Source organism: Terrimonas ferruginea DSM 30193, from assembly GCF_000425585.1.
Lineage (GTDB): Bacteria > Bacteroidota > Bacteroidia > Chitinophagales > Chitinophagaceae > Terrimonas > Terrimonas ferruginea.
Map to the genome: position 1 here is coordinate 165,418 of NZ_AUDS01000008.1, position 23,048 is coordinate 188,465.

Below are 23,048 nucleotides of genomic sequence, written 5' to 3' on the forward strand. Positions count from 1 at the left end.
CAACTGCTCTTTTAATAAAACAAACATCATGAAAAAAATCATTCTTGCCGCCTTTGCCATCATCGGATTCAGCGCAGCCAGTTTTGCGCAAACAACACAAAAAGTTGCCGAACCTGTACAAAAGAAAGAACATAAAATGGTGCAGCCTGCAAAAACTGTTACAAGTAAAAACCAGGCAAACATGACAAGCGCCACCGCGCCCGGCGTAACCCAGAAAAAACAAACAACACCTGTAACGGCAACCGGTCCCGCTAAAAAAGACGGCACACCGGACATGCGTTACAAAGCCAATAAAACAGCCGTTGCAGCCACACCACCCAAACACCTGAAGAAGGATGGAACACCAGACAAACGTTACACAGAAAATAAGAAGAAAAGCTGATCCTGTTCATTCCATCCGACCCTCGCCCCCGGCGATGACCGGGGGCTCTTTCCTCAATAAGTGAACAGATCTGCTATAATTGTTAAGTTATTGACTTATTCACCTATTCACTGATTGACCTATTGACTGATTCACTGATTCATTTATTGCTGACTTTTTAATTTTGAATTATGAAAAAGTTCCTGATGCTCTCAGCCGGCGCCATGCTGATCAGCAGCATTACCCTGGCGCAAAACGAAGTGGCCATCAAAAAAAATGAAAAAGCCCTGAAGCAGGAAGAGAAGCAGCTCCGGGAGGAAAAGAAAGAAACACGAAAGGAACTGAAGAAACTGGAAGGAAAAGAGGTCAGCTACATGACCAAACAACAATTTTATCATGATTTCGATGGCCTGACAGGTGAAACCTGGCGCCGTACCGAAAACTATGATATCGCCGCCTTCACACAGGATGGCATCAGAAAATCCGCGTATTACGACAGCAATTCCAAACTGGTCGGCACCGTTGAACCTAAAACGGTGAAAGACCTTCCCGAGAAAGCCCGGCAATACATTAAAAAGAAATGGGCTGGCTACGACGTGGTCCACGTTATTTACTTCGACGATAACGAATGGAACGACACCGACATGTTGCTGTATGGTCAGCAATTTGACGATGAAGACAATTATTTTATTGAAGTGGTCAAAGGCACGGATAAAGTGATACTCCGGTCAGACCTTGATGGCGAAACAGACTTTTTTGCACAGGTTAAATAAACGGTCCTACCCTACTCCTACGTTGCTTCCCGCCCCCGGCGGGAAGTTTTTTTTACCTGCTTTTTATTGTACCTTGATTGCAGTACTGCACCATGATGAATAACGAAAAACATTACATGACCCGCGTGGGTTGGCTGCGGGCGGCTGTGTTGGGTGCCAATGACGGCATTCTTTCTACCGCCAGTATTGCTATTGGTGTGGCCGCTGCCAGCACGGGGCGTTACCCGGTTATTATCGCAGCTCTTTCAGCATTGGTAGCCGGCGCCTTGTCGATGGCGGCAGGAGAATATGTATCTGTGAGTTCGCAGGCCGATCTGGAGAATGCGGATCTCAAAAGAGAACAGCAGGAGCTTGCAGACATGCCGGAAGCAGAACTGAAAGAACTGGCCGCCATTTATGAAGGCCGCGGCCTTTCTCCCGAACTATCATTACAGGTGGCACAACAACTGACGCAGCATAATGCACTGGAAGCACACGCGAGGGATGAGTTAGGGATTAATGATCTCACCAAAGCCAGGCCGCTGCAGGCGGCGCTGGCTTCAGCGGCATCCTTCATTGCTGGCGGTGCCTGTCCGCTGCTGCTGGCTTTTGTAGCGCCCCTGAAGGAAATGGTATGGATCCAATACGTTGCTTCCATCTTATTCCTCGCCGCATCCGGATGGCTCGCGGCCTATTCCGGCGGCGCCCCCGTGTTTAAGTCTGTACTGCGCATTGTGATCTGGGGCACGATTGCCATGTGCGTTACCGCACTCGTAGGATACCTTTTTGGGACACAGGTCGCTTAAATCAAACTGTTTTTTATGGAATGGGAAATTCTCCTGCGTTTTTTACTGGCAGCTCTCTGGGGCGGCATTGTAGGTGCGGAAAGAGAATACCGAAGCAAATCCGCCGGATTCCGCACAATGATAATGATCTCCATCGGTGCGTGTTTTTTTACCATCATTTCTAAAGAACTGGGCGGTATCAGCAATCCCGACCGGCTTGCGGCAGGTGTGGTAACAGGTATCGGCTTCCTGGGTGCCGGCGTTATTTTCCGCGGCGAATCACGTGTATTGGGCATTACAACCGCTGCCAGTATCTGGACGGTGGCTGCAGTAGGCATGGCCATCGGCGCCGGGTTATATACTGCTTCCGCATACGCCAGCATCCTGGTGGTAATCGTACTGGCCGTACTTCCGTCGCTCGAAAATATCATCGACCAATTACATCAGTCAAGAGTTTATACGATTACGTATGCACTCGACAGCCAAACGCATGAACAGGTCGTGCGTTTCATAAAGGAACTAAAATTACATGGATATGTAAGCGGTGAACAAAAGGATCATGAATGGCTTATCACATCCTGGCAGATAAGAGGCAGTCGTGCACGGCACGAAGCATTCATCTCGCAATTGAAAAAAGAAAAAGGAGTTGTACGGTTCTCCTACTAAACATCAATTGCGCGCCGCCATCCTTTCAATCTTCTCCAACGATCTCTCCCGCTGCTTTTCCGATAAATACCGCAGGCGGCTTATGCGTGTAAAACGAACAGGTTTGATGCCGCAGAATTTCAGCGTTGCCGTCACAAGCGCACGTTTATCGCTACTGCGGTTGACCAGCCATACCCATATCGAAGGACTATCGCAGGTATTGATCACTTCAGCTTTTCTGCCGGAAAGAAATTTATCCCAAAAAGGATCTTTCTCATGATATTTAAAAGCAAAGCCTGGCAATAATATTCTGTCTAAAAAACCTTTCAGCAATGCCGGTAATGAACCCCACCATAGCGGATAAATAATCACCCATTTCTCGCACCACAATAAATGTTGCTGGCTGATAAGCAGATCGGGCTCAAGCGGTTGAATTGTTGTATATCCCTGGTGAAGAATGGGATCAAACTGCAGCTCTCCCAACTTTTGCACCCTTACTTCATGTCCGGCTTTTACAGCCGCTTCCACATACCGGTCAGCAATACGACCGTTGAAGCTGCCGGCATCCGGATGACCAAGCAGAACGAAAATTTTCATACCCAAAAGTCACAATTCAAAACCTGATAAAGTATGAGTAAGGTCAGCTTTCTGGTTTGTGTTAGCTGATTTCTGTAGACGGATACTATAAATTGAGTATTGCAGCCGGTGTTCATTAAACCAAACTTCGCGCATAACCTCAAATCTTAGTTATGCAAAGCAACAACAGTTTTCTGACCAGGCTCGTATTTTCCTTATTCCTTTTATCGTTAACCGGCCTTATTTCCTGCAGCAAAAACCAAAACGATGATGAAGAGCTGAAAGATGCCTATTTTGAATTTACGCTCGGTGGCAATACACAACGGTATAACAACTGTTCTATAGCGAGAGTGCAGAGTGGGGGTTATTACCGTTACGTCGTTTCCGCTCAGCAGCCTGGATCAACGGTGGGTCGTAACAGTGTTAGTATTGAAATCAATTATATGGCACCGGGAAACGGAAGTGAAATCGATCCGGGACAAATTACTTCCGGCAGCGAGATCTATGTCCGTTTCTATCACACAGATGCAACTGGTACTATGTTCAATAGTTCCGGCACCACACCTGTGCCGTTTTTAACAGTAACCGATGCCGGCAGCAAATTCCTCGAAGTGTCAAATTTCTCCACACGCATTGCCAACGGCTCCAATACACAAACGATGACTGGTTCGTTTTATGCAAGAGCAGCACAGTGAGGGGCAATAAGTGAAGTGAATGGTGAATAGGCAATAGTGAATAAACAGCCATTGCCGCTCCTTGAGGCCGAAACTTCGGCCCCTCGAAGGCGTTCCCTGAGGCCGAAACTTCGGCCCCTCGAAGGGCAGCGCTACGTCAGTCGTGAATCGTCAATCGTGAATAAGAAACAGCCCATATCACTCTTTTGACTTTTAAATTTAAAAGCCCGCTTTTCAGAAGCGGGCTTTTGCCTGTTTACCTAATACTTATTACTTAAAAACTTACAACTTCTTTATACAATTCCGTGCGCGCCTCCCTGAACGGTACACCGAGCAGCTTCGCTATCAACGGTGCAATATCAACCAGCTTCATCTCCTTTACCACTACGCCATTTTTTATTCCCGCACCAAATGCTACAAACCCTGTTTGTATTTCGCGGAAGTCGGGATAATATCCATGTGCGCCACCTTTTCCTTTAGCTACTAATGTACCTGTTGAGCGGGCATTGATGGACACACCTTGCACTGCAGCCAGGGCCAGCGCGGCACGCGGATCAGCGCCGATTTTTATCAACTCCTGTTTTTCCACTATCCGGTACATCTTGCGTATAGAGTCCGGTTGCTGCTCCATCAGCATGCGTACTTTATTCAATGTCGTTTTATCCGTGCCGTCTTTCAATTGCAGAAATACAGAACCGCCTCCGGAATGAAATTGCGCTTTCCATTGACGGCCCGGACCATCTTTCGCGTCCATCAGACCGGCTTGCACCAGCAGAATATTTGGCGAAAAACTTTTGCGTACATCTACAAATCCGTGATCGCCGGTGATGATGATCACGGTGCTGTCCTGCATCCCGCTCAGTCTTACCGTTTCCATCAGGCTGCCGATTACGCGGTCTGCATTGGCTATCGCCGCTTTTACCAATTGACCCTGGCGGCCCTCCGCATGCTCGGCATGATCCACACCGGGCAGGTGCAAGGTGAGCAATGCAGGCTTGTACGTGCGGAATAAATAAGCCGCCACGCGCCCGAGGTTCTCATCCATCTTTGAGTAATTGATGTTGAGATCGATGGCTTCCATTTCTCCGGTGGCCTTACGCTGCACTTCTTCAAATAATCCTTTCGGTGTTGCATGAAGACTTGTCGGTTCGCGGCGATCCAGCGGATTTTTTATCGTGAAGGCTTCCGGAATGTTGTAGTCCACCGGTGCGCCCACCGATACGGGCCACGAAACGGAGGCACTGATGCGTCCCGCTTTTTTCATCGCCGCCCACAAGGTTTCGGTTTTGATCAATTCCGTTTCGCTGTTCCAGATACCTGTAGCGCCTTCCGGCTGAAACGGTGTATTGTAATAAATACCGTGTTCAGCCGGGTAAGCGCCTGTGATAAGGGTGGTGTGCGAGGGATAGGTTACGGATGGAAAAATACCGTCAACGCCTTTGGCCATCACACCCTGGCGCGCGAGCAATTGAATATTAGGTGCCGGCCACATCGTGTCCTGGTAAAAGTCGGGACGGAATCCATCCACACTCACCATGATCACATGGGCAGGGCGTTGTTGTGCCTGCATTGCCAGGCTTTGCAGGCAAACAAACACGAGAAGCATAACAACCCGCATAGTTATTTATTTTGTTGTGCGTTACGGAAGTGTACTGATTTCCCAGTTCACATTGGCACGCGCACGCTCTTCGTAGAGCTGATGAAAAAAATCTGTTTTGAAAATACGTGGCATCTTCAGAAAATATTGCAGCACACGTTTACGACCTGCATCAAAGTTGGGTGAGCTGGCATATTCCTTCCGCACATTTATTACATATTGCTGATAGTACGGCAGGTCGAGCCCGAGTATAGACATGTCCGCATCGTTGAACAGGTTTATATCCATATCCGGCGACAGCGCATGTGTTTTGGTAGCGCGGATCAGGCTGTCCACTTTCGCGATCTTTTCTTTCGCCAGTCCTGTTTTAGTGAGTTGTGTTACTGCCAGCTCGGCGCTGCGCTCTTCATCACGGTGATCGGTCGATCCGTAAATGATATCGTGATAAACCATCGCCAGGATCAGCGCATCCCAATCCTGTACCAGCTTCCGGCATTTCGAGAGTTGGTTATAAAAATTGGAGATGTGCTCGAGATTATGATAAAAGCGTGTCGGACCTGTATACAATTGCACCGCCTCCGCCCACAGTGAGTCAGCTGTGGCTGTGCTGCCGGTATAACCGGTGATGATGCGCCGGAATTCTATTCCCGCTTCTTTTGCCGTGGAATCAATTTTCATCTGCGCAATTACGGCATTTGTAAACAATACCAGCAACAAAACAAAAGGAATTCTTTTTATAAAATACATATCCATTTATTTAAGAAGTGGCAGTACCCCGGCAGTAGCCTGTTGCTGTACCAGTACTTTGTTCATGTCGTGCTTCATGGTAACGATACTTGCTGTACGGTCATAGGTAAAATCATCCATGCCCAGTTGCCCGGGAATATAGGCCGGAATGGTTGCGATCGTTTGTGCATCGGTCACATTCGGGTTGTTTTGTTTTTCTACCTGGGAAATGGGAAAACGGATTCCGAGATCCGTCATGCGGCGGCCTTCGGACATAAAAATTTCCTGGCGCATCAGGCATAACAGATAAACGAGTTCGTCTTTGGTGCCGGCGGCATCGATGTCTGCGGTTCTTACAGAAGTACCGGAAACTCTTTTCACTGTAATGTTACCAGCCTGCCGGTCGAGAATGAACCCCGGACGTGCAGGAGAAGCCGCATCAAATTTCACCTGCACGGTAGCCAGCAGCGGATAGTCGCTGCGGTTGCCTTTGCGTTGTTGCGTGGCGGCATTAACCGATGCAGTGGGACGTACATTGACAACATTGGTGATCAATTGTTTCAACGTCGTGCGTGCATCCGTCAGCAGGTTGCTGCCCAGTTGCGCCTCCGCAACGATCAGGAATGCTTCTTCCCCCTTCAGGATAGCGATCGGCTTCTGGTCGGCAGACGCATTGCCTACGTGATAGTATTTCGGATCGAGAAAGTCGAGACGCGGAAGTGGCGCAAACGTGTTGGTAGAACTGCTGAACGTATTTGATTGCATGGTGTTGGAGACGCCATTGATACCATCATATACGGCATTCAATACCAGCGTCGGCGCAGTAGTAATGATGGTTTGTGCAGTGGCCTGCGCGTTGGTACGGTCGCCGAGGTTGTAATACGCGCGGGCCTTTGCCAATGTGTAATTATTTTTCTTGTTGGGGTCCAATTGCAGGCTGATGGCTTTGTCAAAATAAGCAATCGCTTTGCGCAGGATGTCGCCGGAGCTGACAACAGGACCATTCGCTTCCAGCGGCAACCCTTTATAAAGTTCGGATGCCAGTATGCAGGCATATCCGCCGAGAAAATTCATTTCGGCTTTGATATCGTTCGTAGCGGTTACATCGGCAGGCGCCACCTGGTTGATGCCGTACTCTGCCATTTGATAAAGACGGCCTACAGCACGCTGCATGTTATCAACGTCGAGATCAGAAAAAAGAATCGTCGGAATGTCGAACACCTTATTGGAAAGGGAGCTGTTGTTATAGTAGTTATCAGACGTGATTTCGGTGAAAGAAACCACTTCGTTCAATGTAAGTGCCAACTGGCGATACATGCCGTTGAGCCAGATGGAAGAAGATTGCGTAGTGCCAACAAAAGATTTGTCGGTGATGTTGGGGTTCTCAACATCTTTGAGCTGGCAGGAAGCCATTAGAGCCACAGCAGCTACATAAAAGATTGCGGATATATTTTTCATAAATAAAATGCTGTTAGGTTTTTAAAAATTCACACGGATCGTACCAATAAACTGACGGGGCATTGAATAAGCCGCATAGTTGAGACCACCTGTGGTTGCAGAGCCCTGTCCCTGTGCGCCACCCGCCATTACGGCTTCAGGGTCGGAAGAAGAGGCTGTAAAGTTGAAGGGGTTTACTGCCGTTGCTCCGATCGTGAGTTGCTTGATGTACTTGCCGGTTACGTTTTTACCAAACTCATATACCACACCGATTGTACGGATTTTGATAAAATCACTTTTTTCAACAAACAGCTGAGAATAGTTCAGCCAGTTGGTAGCGCCATGTGCAGTGATTTCTTCGGCAGGCACACCTTCTGTTGAAGCGCCGTAGTTGATACGGAATTGTTTGTCCCAATTGTGCAGGTAACCGCCTTGCTGATAATCGGCATTGGCAAAAAGAGAAAGTGATTTATAACGCACATTCAGTCCCGCGCTGCCGGTAAGTGTAGGAATGGTAGAGCCGAGGAAAGATTGCGGAACATAACTTTCGAGCACACCGTTTTTAAATGTGCCGAAGTTGCCGCTGATATAACCGACAGGATAGCCTTCTTTGACGACGGTTTGTACCGTACGTGAAGTCATGCCGTTCAGGTTGAAAGAGGGGGCTCCGCCGGTGCTTACCACGAGATTGTCAACCGTATTGGCAGAAGCTCTTACGCGAACATCCCAGTCTTTTGTTTCCATAACAGATACCACTGCTGCAAACTCCCAGCCTTTGTTGGTGATAAGGCCGATGTTCCGCAAGGTATTGGCCTGGCCGGTTGAAGCAGCTGGAGGCACCACGAACAACGCGTCGCGTGTTTCGTTGTTGAAATAGCTGATGGTCAGAGATACTTTATTTTTCCAGAGACCAAGATCAACACCTACTTCTTTTGAATAAGACTTCTCGGGCTTGAGCTGATCGTTACCCGGCTGGCCGAAGGTGGCTGATTGGCCGCCATTGAAACCGGTGAAAGCGATCGTGCGTTCATGCGCAAATGGGGTAGGGAAAATACCCGCAACACCATAGTTGGCGCGGATCTTAACCGTTTTGATAAAGTCCTGGTTCCAGTTGGTGAAGAATGGTTCGGCGCTCAGGATATAAGAAAGACCGACTTTCGGATAATATTGTGTGCCAATAGAAGAACCGAAAGCCGAGTTGTTGTCGCCACGGACACCGAGGTCGAGATAATAACGGTTTTTATAGCCAACGTTTTCCTGCACAAATACACCCGAGTTCACCACTACAGAAAGATATTCGTTGCTTGTACGTGTGGCAGCCTGACCCACTGTTAATGCTCCATCGCGGATGTCCTGACCGATATAGGAAATCTGGTGATCCTGGTTGCGGAACAACTGTGTACCGGCGGTTGTAAGGAAAGAGAAGTCGCCGACCTTTGCATCATACTGACCGGTAAGTTCGAAAGTAAGACCAAGGAAATTACGGTCATACTTGCTCAATGAACCGGTGGTATTGGAACGGATATGACGGTTGAATGCGTTGGAAACAACAGACTGTTCTGTCTGCGTGCGATAATCAACACCAAATGTTCCTTTGAAAACAAGGTTCTTCAGCGGTTGCAGTTTCAATACCTGTGAAGTCTGGAAGCGGTTTACTTTAGATGTATTGTTCATGAGCATCTCTGCGGAATCCACAAACGATTTTACGCGTGCAAAATCTGCTTCGGAAAGCGAATCCAATTTGGGATTGAAGCCGGGACCGATGATCTTGGAAGCGCCGTCTTCAGCAAACCAGAGTGCAGAGTAACCGCCGGAATTGCCGTTGCGTGTACGGCGCAGGTTCTGGTTGTTATAGCTAAAAGAGGATTCGTAAGTCAGGGAGTTGATCAGACGGGCATGAAAACCTGTGCGGAAATCAATCTTCTTTATCTGGTTCTGGTTATGAATCAGTACACCTTGTGATTCGCTGTAAGCCGCAGCCATGCTGAATCCGAAGTCGCTGTTACCACCGTCCATGCCTATACTGTATTTCTGATACGCGCCGTTCTGGAACAGCAGGTCTTTTGTGCGGTTAAAATACAGGTAATCGTTGGTGGGTGTTTCTAAGCCAAGATCGATAGAAGCACGGAAGTTGGCTTTGCCGGATCCTCTTTTTTTGGTGAAAATCTGCAGCACACCGTTTGCGGCATCGGAGCCATACAAAGTGGTAGCGGCACCACCGTTAATGAATTCAATCTTTTCGATATTCTCCACGGGAATATCGGCGAGTGAGCTGGTAGAAGCACCTTGTGAAATACCGCCGGACAAAGTCATACCGAGCATGGGCGCTGTATTAAGGTTGTCGACGCGCACGCCATCTATATATACAATAGGCGTTGAATTGGCGAAGGCGGAATTGAACCCTCTTGTCTGAATGATGGAAGTAGCGCCGGCCTGTCCTGCGGACATTTTGAACTGTGCGTTCGGAACCTGTGATTGCAGCAACTGATCGATGCGGTTTTGCGGAAGATTGCGCAATTGTGCTTCTGAAATAGAAGTGACGTTTGTTGACAGGCGGCGTTTGTTTACGTTCAGCCCCTGACCGGTAACAACTACTTCGTTGAGTTTAACCAGGTCTTCTGACATGCGCACTTCCAATGGAGAAGTGGCGGCGGACGGATCTATCTTTCGCTCTACCGGTTGAAAGCCTACTGCGGTGAACAACAATGTGTAGTTGGTTTGCGCAGTTTTCAATGCAGGCAGATCAAATGAAAAACGTCCGTTGACATCTGTAACGGCACCGGCAGTGGCACCGCTTACGGTGACGTTAACGCCGGAAATTCCTGTATTACGTGTGGCATCCAACACAACGCCTTGCAGTTTTTGCTGCGCTGCGGCTTGTTGCACCCATAATAGTAGAAGGAAAAGTGAAGTTAGTTTTGCTACTCTCATGATAACCTTAAGTTTGTTTGGAAAGTCGCAAAGCTCTTCGATGGTTGTTACCTTAACATAAAGTGTTGATTAAGGAATGGTGAATTGTCAATCGTGAATTGCTTCCTTGGTTCGTGTATACACGAACCAAGGGGATGACGTATGAAGTACATCGTGAATTGTTTCTATGGTGCATGTATACAGGAACCATGGGTATGGCGGCGGGGTATTAAATGAAAAAGCCTCCCGAAGGAAGCCTTTCTATTTCAATCTCTCCAATTTCCCCTTTCGTTTCACCAGGTTCTTATAATCCCATTGGACATCCCGCGCTTTCGCCAACCACACGCGCAATAAGTCAACATCCACTTGTTTCTTATCCGTATAGCGTGCTTCGGCCGCTTTGAAAGTACCTCCCGGCTGAAGACCCGGCTCATCAAATGATTGCCCGCTCCAGAACAACAGTCGCACACTATCTTTCAGCTTGCTGTAACCCGCCACAGGATTGCCATCCAGGAACCATACCGGATGCCGGTGCTAGATCTTGTTCTCCGCTTCCGGCAGGGCCGCGGTTATTTCTTTGGCGAGCAGTGTACAAATGGCTTTATCCGCAGCCGCCTGCTCTTCGTTGTAAGCTTTGATGTCTTTGTTGATGGGCATAATCGCTATTTGTCTCAAGATACAAACTATCGCGACACCCTGATCTTCGGGAAACCTCCATCCACAAATACTTCTGAACCGTGCATAAATGATGCCTCATCCGATGCCAGGAACGACACCACCTTCGCTACTTCCTCTGGTTGACCAAATCGCGCCAGCGGTACTTGCGGCGCAAAAGATGCTTTAAACTGTTCATATTGCTCCAATGTAAGATTGGATCGCTGAAAATAATTGGTTTCGATCGGGCCGGGACTGACCGCGTTGATACGGATATCTTTCGGTGCCAGTTCTGCTGCAAATGTTTTGAGAAAAGATTGCACGGCCGCTTTGGCTGCGGAATAAATAGCAGAGTTGGGCATGCCTGTTTCCGTACGGTAAACAAAGTGCCTTTGACGATGATGTTGAATAGTTCATCAACATGTTTTTCATCAATCAGTTCTATGGGTGCATATTTTCCAATGCCAGCGTTGACATATAAAATATCCAGCGATGGATAAATAGCTTCTGTCTGTTCACGCAACTGCATCAGGTCACTCATCTTTCCCGCATCGGAAACAATACCTCTTGCACTTTCTCCCAGATCTTTCACTGTTTCTTCAACGGTTTCCCTGTATCGTCCGGTGATGGTGACCTTTGCTCCGTTAGCAATAAAATCTGCTGCCGTGGCTTTTCCGATTCCGCTCGTAGCACCGGTGACCAGTGCTGTTTTGTTTTCCAGTTTACGCATAAAAATTGTTGTTTGTGTTTTATGCGAAGCTGGTTGATTATATGGTGAAGAAAAATCCGGTTCCTGCTGTTTTCACTCCGCAGTTTCTATCATGGCATTTTCCCAACCGATGATGGCTGTCTTGCGCGTGGTGCCCCACATGTATTGCCCGATAACACCTGATGACCGGATCACGCGGTGACAGGGAATTAAAAACGCCACGGGATTATCGCCCACTGCCGTGCCCACTGCGCGCGATGCACCGGCATTACCGATACGCTCAGCAATCGTACCATAAGTAGATAACCAACCCATCGGTATTTTCAACAAACTCTCCCATACTTTCAATTGAAAGTCCGTACCGCGCAGGTGCAGCCTGATCTCCGGGAGCTTTGTCCAGTCACGTTGAAAAAGTTGCAGCGCAATTTCCTGGTGCGGACTTGTTCCCTCCACATAGCTGGCATTCGGAAATTTTTGTTGCAGGTCGTATACTGCTTTTTGCCGGTCGGCTTCGAAGGCCATATAACAAATCCCTTTTTCCGTTGAAGCGATAATGAGTTGTCCGAACGGACTTTGTGCAAATGAATAACGGATGGAAAGTTGCGCGCCGCCATGCCGGTACTCCGCCGGCGTCATGCCTTCCATTTTGATAAATAATTCATGCAGGCGGCTGGTGCTGGACAATCCTGTTTCAAAAGTAGCATCGAAAACCGTTGCCTGTTTGTCTTTTTCCAATATGGATTTCGCGTGTTCAACGCTGATGTACTGTAGAAATTTTTTCGGGCTCGTACCGGCCCACTCGGTGAACAGCCGTTGGAAATGTGCAGGGCTCAAATGCACTTGCTCCGCAATTTCCTCCAAACCGGGCTGATCGCGGAAATTGTTGCGGATAAAGTCGATTGCTTTGGCAATCCGTTCGTAATTCAATGTTGCCTGCGAGATCATATCACTCATTTAACTACAAAAGTGACTCTTTCATTTTGTATAAAAAATCCGGATCGTGCGGAATGGAATTTTTGAAGGGCAGGTCCCCGATTGAACTTTTCCCTGTTCATATTGGTTAAAGATAAGGCTCGCGCCGATTACCATAAAAACAAAGCATTTATGACATACAGGAAACTGGGAACCACCAACGAACAATTATCCGCCATAGGACTCGGGTGTATGGGAATGAGCTTCGCCTACGGTCCTGTCGATGATAAAGAAAGCATTGCCACGCTCGAAAAAGCCCTCGACCTCGGCATCAACTTCTGGGACACCGCCGATATGTATGCCAATGGCGCCAACGAAGAACTCATTTCCAAAGTGCTCGTGCCCAACCGCGACAAAGTATTCATTGCTACCAAATTCGGCTTCCGCTTCAAAGACGGTATTGCCGGACCAAGCAATGCATCCGGCACTTACTTCGACGGCTCGCCCGCCTGGATCAGACAAGCCGTGGAGAAAAGTCTGCAACGATTGAAAATAGACACCATCGACCTTTATTATGCACACCGTATCGATCCGAATATTCCTGTTGAAGACACCGTTGGCGCTATGGCCGAACTCGTGAAAGAAGGAAAGGTTCGCTATCTCGGCCTGAGCGAAGCCTCCGCTGCTTCCATAAGAAAAGCACATGCCGTTCACCCGATCGCCGCATTGCAAAGCGAATACTCCCTGCTCACACGGGATGTGGAAGCAGAAATTTTACCCACCATTCGCGAACTCGGTATCAGTCTTGTTCCTTATTCGCCACTTGCAAGAGGACTCGTGACCAACACATTGAATATGGATACACTGGCCGAAACCGATTTCAGAAGAACATTGCCGCGCTACCAGCAGGAACATTTACAAAACAACCAGTCTCTGGTCAACGAGTTTGCTGCGCTCGCGAAAGACAAAAATGCCACACCTGCACAACTTGCTCTGGCCTGGGTACTCGCGCAGGGAGATGATATCATTCCTATTCCCGGTACCAAAAAAAGAAAATACCTCGAAGACAATGCCGGCTCGATTGATGTGGAATTATCTGCAGCCGATCTTGCGACCATCGATACATTATTGAAAAAGTATCCCGACACCGGAGCGCGCTACAGCGAGGGATCCATGAAACTCGTGAATAATTAAACCTAAAAAGTCCGGTAGCGCGCTACCGGACTTTTTTTATTCGCTACAACAACAGCAGCAACACAATTATCTCCAAGAACAGCAATACCAGGATGACGATTGCCGCGTTCCTTTTTTGCTTAGTTGTCACTTTATCAGTTGAAGGGCTTTTTCCAAGACAACATCGCGATTTTTCAGCACGTCAGTGATCGTCGGTCTTACCGTATGATCTACCGGCACACCGCCGCGCGCAGTTGCATGTTTCGGTGACAAATGCATATAATAACCTAACAGCGGCACCGCGAGTCCGATTTTGGTATTGGGTAATTTAACTATTGCAAAGGCACCGCTGTTATCACCCTGAAACGTTCCCCCGGATTCTTCCCCCACAAAAACCGCGCGGTTATTGTCCCTGGCAATCGCCGCAAACTCCGACGTAACCGAGAAGCTGCGTCCGTTTTGAAGAATATATAATTTATCCTGAAAGGCGTCCGTCTTTGGCTGTCGCACATCTAATCCTTCTTTAGCAGTAAAATGATATTCATTACCCACTTTCACAATGAACTGTTTGAGGTAATCGAATTGCGGAGGAAGACTGGCATATTGAAGAAAAGAAAAATTACCATCGCTTGCGGTCGTAAAGCGATCATAATAGCGGAATGGTTTTAAGGCCAGGTAGCTATATAATTCGAAGCCGAATGCATCGGTGCCGCCTTCGTTGCCGCGCAGGTCGATGATCAGCGAGGTGATGCCTTTTGCTTTTATCTCGGCAAATGCAGTCGATAAAAAATGGGCGAAGCCTCCTTCCGTTGCTTCCTGGAATACGGGAATACGCAGCAAAGCAACCTTACCGGAGGGATAAGTTAATTGAAACCCTTCGTTGACCACAGGCTGTTTTGTTATCTCATTCCTTTTAATTCCACGGACCGTCAGCTTTCCTTTTTTCCCCATCACCTCTTTGTATTCTATCCGCAGCTGTTTGGAGGGACCGATAAATGTGGCGTAGTAACCAGCAAACTGATCGCTGAGTTCTTCATACTTCCAGCTTGTTACATCGCCATCGGCTAACACCTGGCGGAAAAGTAATGACATGATGTCTTCCATTTTCCGGCCATTGATGCTTTTGATCTCGGTGCCCGCGGGAAGAGTTGCATCCTGCACATAAGAGTGCCGCACGTATGCTTTGCCATCACGGAAGTAAAGCTGGAAGGGAAAATATCCATCGTCAAAAAAAGCAAAGTAATCATCCGGCTTACCGTCGCGGTGAAATTTTGTATGTCCATCGCCGATGCCCGCAATGAACGGATTGACCAGTCTGAAAAATTCTAGTTCTGTCATTACCTTATTCAACTGACGTTCCAGTTTTGCAAATTCGCCCCTGATCTTATCGCGGCTGTTGTAACGGTACAAACCGGGATGTGCTTCTTCCAGTGCTTTGCGGAGGATGGAGAAATCTTGTTTTAATTCCGCCGGCATAAATACTTGCTGGCTGCTGGCTGTATACGCGATCACGACCAGGCCAATTGCCAGTAAGAAACTTTTTTTCATAATTCGTTGTTTTTGATCACAAAACTATCGGTACACCATTGTCTGGTCGACCGGCCCGACAGGATCAGACCTGCTTTTCCGAAGATTTCTGGTATGCCGACGGCGTCATGCCCGTGAACTTGCGGAAAGTGGCATTGAACGTAGCCTTGGAATTGAAACCCGCATCAAAGGCGATACTCAAAATGGTATGATGACTGAATGCCGGGCTTTTCAACCGGCGCTTCACTTCTTCCACACGATATATATTAATGAAGTCGTAAAAACTTTTTCCCGAACGTTCGTTGATCACCTGCGACAAATGATGACGGCTCACCTGCAGTTTTTCTGCCAACGTATAAATGGTCAGCGCGGGATCGAGGTAAGGTTTCATCGTGTCCATTTCGAAAAGCAGCTTTTCATAAATGGATTGTTCGCCTTCGACAGGCAGCCCGGATTTACGGTATTTCTCTTTGCCCGTTTTTTCAGGCCCTTCATTTACGCTGAATAATTCCGGCTGGATGAGGCACTTGTAAGCAAGCCAGTAAACCAGTCCCACTATGATCACATAGTTGTAATGATAAAAATGGGTGATCAGCGGAATGTTCCATTTTCTCCCATAAAATCCTAACCCGGAAATTACCAGGATAATCAGTAGGCTGTACAGGAACTGACGGATCCAATCGAGCCGCCGCATGCTGATATCCGAAAAAGTATTTTCAATTCGCTTTCGATAGATTGACTGCTGACGAAGGGAAAAGAGCAGGTAAATAAAAATCATGACGAGACTTACCTGGTTGAGCCAGCCGAAATCATGGCGGCTGAGCCCTTCGAAATCTTCCAGTATCCGTCTCTTTTCGCTTGCAGGTTTCAGGAACCAGGGTGCAAGAATAACACAATATATAATGAAAGGAATTACATGAAGTGCATCGACCCATTTAAGTCGCTGCGACTCGCTGGTGAGCACTTTAACGAGTAAATATATCAACGGACCAAAAAGGCTCAGTTGCAGCCATGATACACGGAACAGGTTGGGATGGGCCAGAAAAAAATCTCGATTATCAAATCCATTCAACAATGCCTGGAATGAGACGAGCAACATCAGGCATATCAAAAGAATAGTGGCCGTGTTGTTGCGCTTGTTGAGCAGTAACAACACTACAAACAAAGCAGTATTGATCAATCCGGCTACGACAAAATACCGGAAAAGCGACAGCATGTCCATTCGTCAAAAATAGAATACCACAGTTTTCTTTCCGCACACGGAGACAGATAATTGGTGAACGCACGTGAAAAAAGATTGCCGGCAAATAAAGGGGCGCTCCGGTATCGCATTCCCTTTTTATAAGGATAAAGTTGTTATCCTTTTTTCCGCAACAGGTTATTTGTTTGTCCAGCATTTTCATACATCCGTAATTCGGTTATTTTACCTTCGGTATTTCTATTTATAAAAAATTGTTACTCCGATATCTTTCTGGCAAAATCTTTCACTGGCAGAAACTGTATGTGGTGGCCGTTTCGCCTGGTTTCAAAAAAGCCCTTTTCCACAAGGCCTTTCAAATCGTTTCTTCCCGTTTGGTTACTGACACCGAACTTATTTTCCATCTGCACAACGGTAAAATAAACAAGCGGATGCCGGATCACTTCCTGTATGAGAAGAATCTGCCGCTCATTCAGATCGGTATTCCGCAACAATGTCATGGCGTTTTGCTTTTCGGAAGATTTTCTTTTAATATAAATCTTGAGGCCTGCCAATGCTAAATGGATCGACCGAAGATTATATATCAGAAAATAAGTAAGATCATTATCATCTTGCTCCGTATGAAGGTACGCTCTTGCATACTGCGCCTTGGAATTCAGAATGATGCGTGAAACGGACATGTATTCAATTAACCAATATCCATGCTTTATCAAATACCAGTAAAAAATGGTTCTTGCTGTACGGCCGTTACCATCGGAAAAGGGATGGATATAGCCAATCAAAAAATGAAGAATGATTCCTTTCGTAACGGGATGAATAAAAAAATCATTTTTATTCTGATCATTGGCGAAAAGGCAAAAATCTTTCATTAAAAGATCAATATACTCTGCAGCGGGTGGCCTGTAAATTATTTCCCCGGATTGAACATCTACTACGTTGATATCATTCGTTTTCCTGAAAGTACCCTCCTCGTTAACCGGTAAAGTTGAAGCTGTAAGGATGGAATGCAACTGCTGAATCGTTTCTATGGAAAATGGCGCGGACTTATTGGCAACAATCCATTTCATCGCTTCATAGTTGTTAAGAATCATTTGCTCGGAGGCATTTTTTGGCTTTCTCTTGCTTTCCAGCATTTCTTTTGCAATCCTTCGGGTGGTGGCTGCTCCTTCAAGCTGGCTAGATGCAATAGCCTCTTCCATCAGGGAACTAATCAGGTACCTGTCCCTGTCTGTTGCCGGAATAATTCCATCACCCAGCAGGCTTCCCCCAAGCTCCATATCAAACTTGTGAAGATACTCCTGCACTATCGAAGGTGAACCTATCTGGAAGTCAAACCCCCTGACATCCGAAATGCTTAATCGTATATTCCCCGCACGGGTCGATTTGACTGCAGCCCACAGCACTTTAGGATCGAAATTCCAGTCCTGCGCCAGGTAGCGCCATTTATCATAGTAATAATAACGGCTTTCGTTAGCCAGTAAAAATGCTGAAAACCTTCCCTGCTGGCGTAACTGCTCTAATACCTCTCCATAGTTAAAGTCCTTTGGCATAACCGGAACTTTCTGGGGGATTTTCATAATAACTCCTAATTTCTCCAAAATTAGGAGTTTTAAAGCCATCAAACGAACACAACTCCAAATTTTTGAACTTTTGGGAGCTGTTGGGAATACGTTTTTTGATTGACTTTCATCTGTTTATATATTAATAAAAAAAGCGGCCGTTGCCGGCCGCTTCGTTGTAACGATTCTATGCTCAGGGTCAATTCTGCTTGAGTACTTTGATTTCTCCTTTATGACCGCCTCCGCGACCCAGGGAGATGATATACATACCAGCCACTTTTCCGGTAAGGTCCACCTGGAACTGGTTCCAGCCTTTGCGCAACGGAATCTGCTGACGCTGTACCAGTCTGCCGGTGATGTCTGTTACATCGATCGTCCAGTTGGACGCGATGGTCACCAACGCTTTCACCGTCACCTGTCCTTGTGTCGGATTAGGATATGCCTGGATTTCCAGCAGGCTGCTTCTGCCATTGCAGGTTTGGAGGTCAAATACTTTAGAAGTAGCAACCGTACATCCATTACCATCGGTATAGCTATACTGGATGGTGTTGGCACCGGCGGCAGGAATTTCAAGATTCCAGGTAGTGCCGGTTACACCCGTTCCGGTAAATGTACCGCCTGAAGGTGTCGCCGTCAATTGTACCGTACGGTCTTGCAGACAAATCTCCGTCGGCGTGGTGATCACCGGTTGAGGAAGTGCGTATACGGTAAGCGTTACTTCGTTGGAGAAAATAGTGGTACAGGTTCCCGCTATTCTTACACGGTAACGTGTACCGCTTTGTGTAGTTGTCGTATTAGATACCGTATATGATGCAGCCGTTGCGCCGTTCACATTTACCCATGATCCGCTTTCAAAACGCTGCCATTGATAGCTCACCACGTTGCTGGAAGCAACAGTGAAGGTGGCATTCAGTCCTGCGCATACGGATCGGTTAACAGGTTGCGTACTGATCACCGGCAACTGACCATCGTTAACGGTTACAGTGAATGAACAGTTTGAGCTATTACCACAGGCATCAGTTGCTGTTGCCGTTACGGTTGTTGTGCCTAAGGCAAATACAGATCCTGATGCAGGCAGTGTTGTGACAGTTACTGCACCGCCACAGCCATCCGTTGCATTTACGGTAAAGTTTACCACCGCATTACAAGAACCGATTGGCGAGCTGACAGTGATGTTAGCAGGACAGGTGATCACCGGAGCCGTCTGATCATTGACAGTGATGATCTGTGTACAGTTTGCGGTATTGCCTGCCGCATCCGTTGCAAGGTATGTTCTGGTGATCGTGTATCTGTTGGCACAGGTCTGGTTGCTGATCACATCACTCACATGGGTTACCACTACACCAGAACAATTATCTGTTGCCGTTACGCTTGCAGGAGCAGGAGCCGGCACGTTACCCGCGCAGCTTACTGTTACAGGAGCAAGGCAGGTGATAACAGGACTCTGTGTATCGTTTACTGTAACAGTGAATGAACAATTCGTCGTACCACAGCTATTTGTAGCCGTCAATGTTACGGTTGTTACACCCACGTTGAATGTGGATCCACTGCCGGTACCGCTACCGCTTCCGGTGGTAGCACCGGTGAAGGCATAAGTGATCGAAGGAGCCGGTATACCTGTAGCAGTTGCCGTATAAGTTGCAGGAGCGCCGCAGGTATTGGTTACGTTGTTCAGTGTGATGTTACCAGGACAAACAATTGCCGGAGCGGCACCAACAGTCACCGTTGCGGTGACCGGCGTACCGGGACAACCATTGGCCACAGGCGTGATGGTAAACGTTACGGTTACCGGGCTGGTAGTTGTATTGGTCAATGTACCGGAAATATTTCCCGTGCCGCTGGCAGCGATGCCGGTGGCGGTAGTTGTATTATCTCTTGTCCAGTTGAATGTAGTACCGGTTACGCTACCATTGATAACGATAGGAGTAATAGCGCCGGAACAAACAGTTTGTGCTGCCGGAGTTGCCACAGCCGTAGCCTGCGGATATACAGTAACAGTGGTAGTAACTGGTGTACCCGGGCAACCATTCGCTGTTGGTGTAACGGTAAAGGTTACGATTACAGTTGAGTTGGTCGTATTCACCAAAGAACCGGTGATGTTGCCTGAACCGCTCGCAGCAATACCAGTTACGGAAGACGTGTTGTCTCTTGTCCAGTTATAGGTGGTGCCGGAAACTGGTCCGGACAATGTGATAGTGGAAATGTTTGCACCAGAACAAATCGTCTGCGGTGTCAATGCATTTACAGCCGGAGTAGGGTTAACAAGCACTGTTGCTGTTGCGGCAGTGCCCGGGCAGCCATTGGCTGTTGGCGTAACAGTAAAGGTCACTGTTACAGGTGCGTTGGTGGTGTTCACAAGTGATCCGCTGATATCGCCTGAACCGCTCGCAGCAATACCAGTTACGGAAGAGGTATTGTCTCTTGTCCAGTTATAAACGGTACCGGTTGCATTACCGCTGAATGCAATAGCCGTGATCGCACCGCCGGAACAAATGGTTTGACTGGTTGGAGTGACCACCACGTTCACAGCAGGATTAACAACAACAGTAACCGTTACCGGCGTACCGGGGCAACCATTGGCTGTTGGCGTAACAGTAAAGGTTACCGTTACAGGTGCGCCCGTAGCATTCACCAGTGATCCGCTGATGTTTCCGGAACCGCTCGCAGCAATACCGGTTACAGAAGAAGTATTATCTCTTGTCCAGTTGTAAACAGTACCGGTTGCGTTACCGCTGAATGTGATAGCCGTGATCGCACCGCCGGAACAAATGGTCTGGTTGGTTGGGGTGGCTACTACATTTACAGAAGGGTTGACGGTAACCGTAGAAGTTACCGGCGTGCCGGAGCAGGTATTGATAACAGGCGTGGCAGTAAAGGTTACCGTTACAGGTGCGTTGGTATTGTTAACGAGCGAGCCGCTGATATCACCGGAACCGCTTGCTGCAATGCCGGTTACAGAACCTGTATTATCTCTTGTCCAGTTGTAAACAGCGCCGGATACGTTGCCTGTCAGCGCAATAGAAGTAATAGCGTTACCCGAGCAAACCGACTGATTGCTAACAGATGCCGAGACAGTTGGGATCGGACTAACGGTTATATCAAAACTAAGCGGTGTGCCGGTGCAGCCATTTGCCGAAGGCGTAACGGTGAAGGTTACGGTGACCGGAGCACTGGTGGTGTTGATTAATGTACCGCTGATCGTTCCTGAGCCGCTTGCGGCAACGCCGGTCACGGAAGAAGAGTTGGTTCTTGTCCAGTTATAAACAGTTCCTGATACAGGACCATCCGGAGTGACATTCACCGAAACACCGGAACAAGCCGATGTGGAAGATATAGCGTTTACGGAAGGTCTTGGATTAACCAGAACAGTGGAGGTTTGCGGTGTAACGCAACTTCCTACTGACGCTGTAGTGTTAAACGTAACGGTTACAGGAGCACTGGTGGTATTGGTCAATGTGCCGGAGATCGTAGCACCACTGCCGCTCGCGGCAATACCGGTAACAGCAGCTGTATTATCTCTCGTCCAGTTGAAAGTGGCAGCACCATTGGTATTAGTCGTAACAATATTGCCGATGGCATCACCGCTGCAGATAGTCTGTGACGAGGGAGAAATACCGGTAACGCCACCGTCAAACACCGTGAATGTTGCATTTGTATTAAAAGCACATCCATACGGATCGGTATAATCGTAGGTAAGTGTCTGCGTGCCTGCAGCCGGGTCAAATACATTTCCGGTGACGCCTGTACCGGAGAAGGTGCCACCTGCGGGGCTTGCCGTTAATGTATACGGTGAGGTAGAACACACCAAGGCGGATGTGAAGGTGATGGGGTTACTACCGCATATAACTGTGATTGAATAAGATTGAGAACCGGAACAACCGCTTGCGTCACTAGCCGTTACCGTAAAATTAAATGTACCGGTAGCTGTAGGAGTACCGGAAATCGTTCCGCCTACAGAAAGAGTAAGGCCCGGAGGCAACGCACCGGCAGTAATAGCAAAATTAGGAGCGCCTAATGCGCCGGTCTGCGTCAATACACGACTATACGCAGCTCCCGCCGTACCTGTTGTTAACGCTCCGCCGGGGGTGAGCGTAAAGGCGGGACACACATAGGGATAGTAATCAACCTGGTCGATGCCGATATAATCGCTGTTAGTACCGGTTGGCCCGGCGCCGGTAACAAAATACCGGAAGGCGATACGGCCCGATGTCGGGGCCGGCAGACCGGAGATCGTAATAGTATATTGCGTCCAGTTATAGGGATATCCGCCTGCAACCAGCGTAGGGTTAATAGAAAGAAGCAATGTTGTAAAATTTCCGACATTGTTACCTGCAGCACCCACATTGGTACTTGCGCCATTGGTACTCAAGCGCACTTCCAACCGGTCGGGGTAGTCCGTTCCGCCTCCGGGTGTTGGCGGTTTTTTGGTATAAAATGTCAGTACATCCCCATTTCTGAATGTACGGTTAGGCGTTATCAGCCAGCTGCTGATGATACCTGTGCCGCCGGTGGTGTTGTTGAAGTTGGCACCGATGTAGGAATTAGGTGCGCCGTTGTAAGAATCAAACGGTCCGCCAGCTGCAACATTGGTTCCCTGAAACCAGTTGGTAACACCAACAGGGCTACTGTTGTTTATCGTCACCCATCCGGAACCCGGTAAGGTGGTGATGTCATTGAACCCTTCACTAAATGCCTGGGCATTACTCCGGTTGAATTGCAGCAGGGAAATAAAAAACAGCAGGAAAAGACAAACTCTTTGGGTAAAGGTTTTGATCATAAGGTGGTAGTTTGGTTTAAAGAGGGTGAAGATTCTGATAATACAGTTTGCAATACTGTGACGGGGAGCAGTAGCA

General features: G+C 47.9%; 18 protein-coding genes and 1 pseudogene. 6 read left to right on the forward strand and 13 right to left on the reverse strand.

What is annotated here, in order from left to right; all coding sequences use genetic code 11:
* Nucleotides 1-28: 28 nt before the first annotated feature.
* From H608_RS0100685 to H608_RS0100700, 4 genes are all read left to right on the forward strand, one after another.
* Nucleotides 29-382, forward strand: coding sequence for a hypothetical protein (locus H608_RS0100685; RefSeq protein ID WP_028785981.1), 354 nt, complete (start codon nucleotides 29-31; stop codon nucleotides 380-382).
* A 170-nt stretch (nucleotides 383-552) separates the two neighbouring features.
* Nucleotides 553-1,134 (forward strand): hypothetical protein, encoded by a 582-nt coding sequence (locus tag H608_RS0100690; RefSeq protein ID WP_028785982.1) that lies wholly within the window; start codon nucleotides 553-555, stop codon nucleotides 1,132-1,134.
* Between the two features lie 92 nt (nucleotides 1,135-1,226).
* Entirely contained in the window at nucleotides 1,227-1,919 is a 693-nt protein-coding gene (locus H608_RS0100695; RefSeq protein ID WP_211227004.1) for a VIT1/CCC1 transporter family protein, read from the forward strand.
* Between the two features lie 15 nt (nucleotides 1,920-1,934).
* Nucleotides 1,935-2,564 (forward strand): MgtC/SapB family protein, encoded by a 630-nt coding sequence (locus H608_RS0100700; protein ID WP_028785984.1) that lies wholly within the window; start codon nucleotides 1,935-1,937, stop codon nucleotides 2,562-2,564.
* A gap of 3 nt (nucleotides 2,565-2,567) precedes the next feature.
* Here the strand turns inward: H608_RS0100700 and H608_RS0100705 are convergent, their stop codons facing one another.
* Nucleotides 2,568-3,140: an NAD(P)H-dependent oxidoreductase gene (locus tag H608_RS0100705; RefSeq protein ID WP_028785985.1), complete on the reverse strand. Its 573-nt coding sequence runs from the start codon at nucleotides 3,138-3,140 to the stop codon at nucleotides 2,568-2,570.
* Nucleotides 3,141-3,292: 152 nt separating this feature from the next.
* On the opposite strand from H608_RS0100705, the gene H608_RS0100710 reads away from it, so the two are divergent.
* Nucleotides 3,293-3,814 carry a hypothetical protein gene (locus H608_RS0100710; protein WP_028785986.1) on the forward strand — a complete coding sequence of 174 codons (522 nt, stop codon included), beginning with the start codon at nucleotides 3,293-3,295 and terminating at the stop codon, nucleotides 3,812-3,814.
* Nucleotides 3,815-4,067: 253 nt separating this feature from the next.
* Here the strand turns inward: H608_RS0100710 and H608_RS0100715 are convergent, their stop codons facing one another.
* The 8 genes and pseudogenes from H608_RS0100715 to H608_RS0100745 all read right to left on the reverse strand — a co-directional run bounded on the left by H608_RS0100715 (nucleotide 4,068) and on the right by H608_RS0100745 (nucleotide 12,771).
* Nucleotides 4,068-5,411, reverse strand: a complete 1,344-nt coding sequence (locus H608_RS0100715; protein WP_028785987.1) for an alkaline phosphatase family protein — start codon at nucleotides 5,409-5,411, stop codon at nucleotides 4,068-4,070.
* Between the two features lie 21 nt (nucleotides 5,412-5,432).
* Complete coding sequence (locus H608_RS0100720) at nucleotides 5,433-6,137, reverse strand: HD domain-containing protein (protein WP_155989999.1); 705 nt, start codon at nucleotides 6,135-6,137, stop codon at nucleotides 5,433-5,435.
* A gap of 6 nt (nucleotides 6,138-6,143) precedes the next feature.
* A complete protein-coding gene (locus tag H608_RS0100725; RefSeq protein ID WP_028785989.1) occupies nucleotides 6,144-7,574 on the reverse strand; it encodes a tetratricopeptide repeat protein in 1,431 nt (476 codons plus the stop codon).
* Nucleotides 7,575-7,595: 21 nt separating this feature from the next.
* Nucleotides 7,596-10,484: a TonB-dependent receptor domain-containing protein gene (locus tag H608_RS20755; RefSeq protein ID WP_081658739.1), complete on the reverse strand. Its 2,889-nt coding sequence runs from the start codon at nucleotides 10,482-10,484 to the stop codon at nucleotides 7,596-7,598.
* 240 nt (nucleotides 10,485-10,724) lie between these two features.
* On the reverse strand, nucleotides 10,725-10,961 hold the full coding sequence (locus tag H608_RS24590; RefSeq protein ID WP_211227006.1) for a hypothetical protein: 237 nt from the start codon (nucleotides 10,959-10,961) through the stop codon (nucleotides 10,725-10,727).
* 36 nt (nucleotides 10,962-10,997) lie between these two features.
* Nucleotides 10,998-11,120 (reverse strand): hypothetical protein, encoded by a 123-nt coding sequence (locus H608_RS24790; protein WP_281169152.1) that lies wholly within the window; start codon nucleotides 11,118-11,120, stop codon nucleotides 10,998-11,000.
* 26 nt (nucleotides 11,121-11,146) lie between these two features.
* A pseudogene (locus H608_RS20765) lies at nucleotides 11,147-11,847 on the reverse strand (SDR family oxidoreductase).
* 72 nt (nucleotides 11,848-11,919) lie between these two features.
* Complete coding sequence (locus H608_RS0100745; RefSeq protein ID WP_028785990.1) at nucleotides 11,920-12,771, reverse strand: bifunctional transcriptional activator/DNA repair enzyme AdaA; 852 nt, start codon at nucleotides 12,769-12,771, stop codon at nucleotides 11,920-11,922.
* A gap of 159 nt (nucleotides 12,772-12,930) precedes the next feature.
* On the opposite strand from H608_RS0100745, the gene H608_RS0100750 reads away from it, so the two are divergent.
* Entirely contained in the window at nucleotides 12,931-13,932 is a 1,002-nt protein-coding gene (locus H608_RS0100750; protein ID WP_028785991.1) for an aldo/keto reductase, read from the forward strand.
* A gap of 126 nt (nucleotides 13,933-14,058) precedes the next feature.
* On the opposite strand, the gene H608_RS0100755 is transcribed toward H608_RS0100750, so the two are convergent.
* The 4 genes from H608_RS0100755 to H608_RS0100770 form a co-directional block, all read right to left on the reverse strand.
* On the reverse strand, nucleotides 14,059-15,459 hold the full coding sequence (locus tag H608_RS0100755; protein ID WP_028785992.1) for a S41 family peptidase: 1,401 nt from the start codon (nucleotides 15,457-15,459) through the stop codon (nucleotides 14,059-14,061).
* 64 nt (nucleotides 15,460-15,523) lie between these two features.
* Nucleotides 15,524-16,660 carry a helix-turn-helix domain-containing protein gene (locus H608_RS0100760; RefSeq protein WP_028785993.1) on the reverse strand — a complete coding sequence of 379 codons (1,137 nt, stop codon included), beginning with the start codon at nucleotides 16,658-16,660 and terminating at the stop codon, nucleotides 15,524-15,526.
* Nucleotides 16,661-16,893: 233 nt separating this feature from the next.
* Nucleotides 16,894-18,234, reverse strand: coding sequence for a Fic family protein (locus H608_RS20770; protein ID WP_162142828.1), 1,341 nt, complete (start codon nucleotides 18,232-18,234; stop codon nucleotides 16,894-16,896).
* Between the two features lie 160 nt (nucleotides 18,235-18,394).
* Nucleotides 18,395-22,972 (reverse strand): PKD-like domain-containing protein, encoded by a 4,578-nt coding sequence (locus tag H608_RS0100770; RefSeq protein WP_028785994.1) that lies wholly within the window; start codon nucleotides 22,970-22,972, stop codon nucleotides 18,395-18,397.
* Nucleotides 22,973-23,048: the final 76 nt, after the last annotated feature.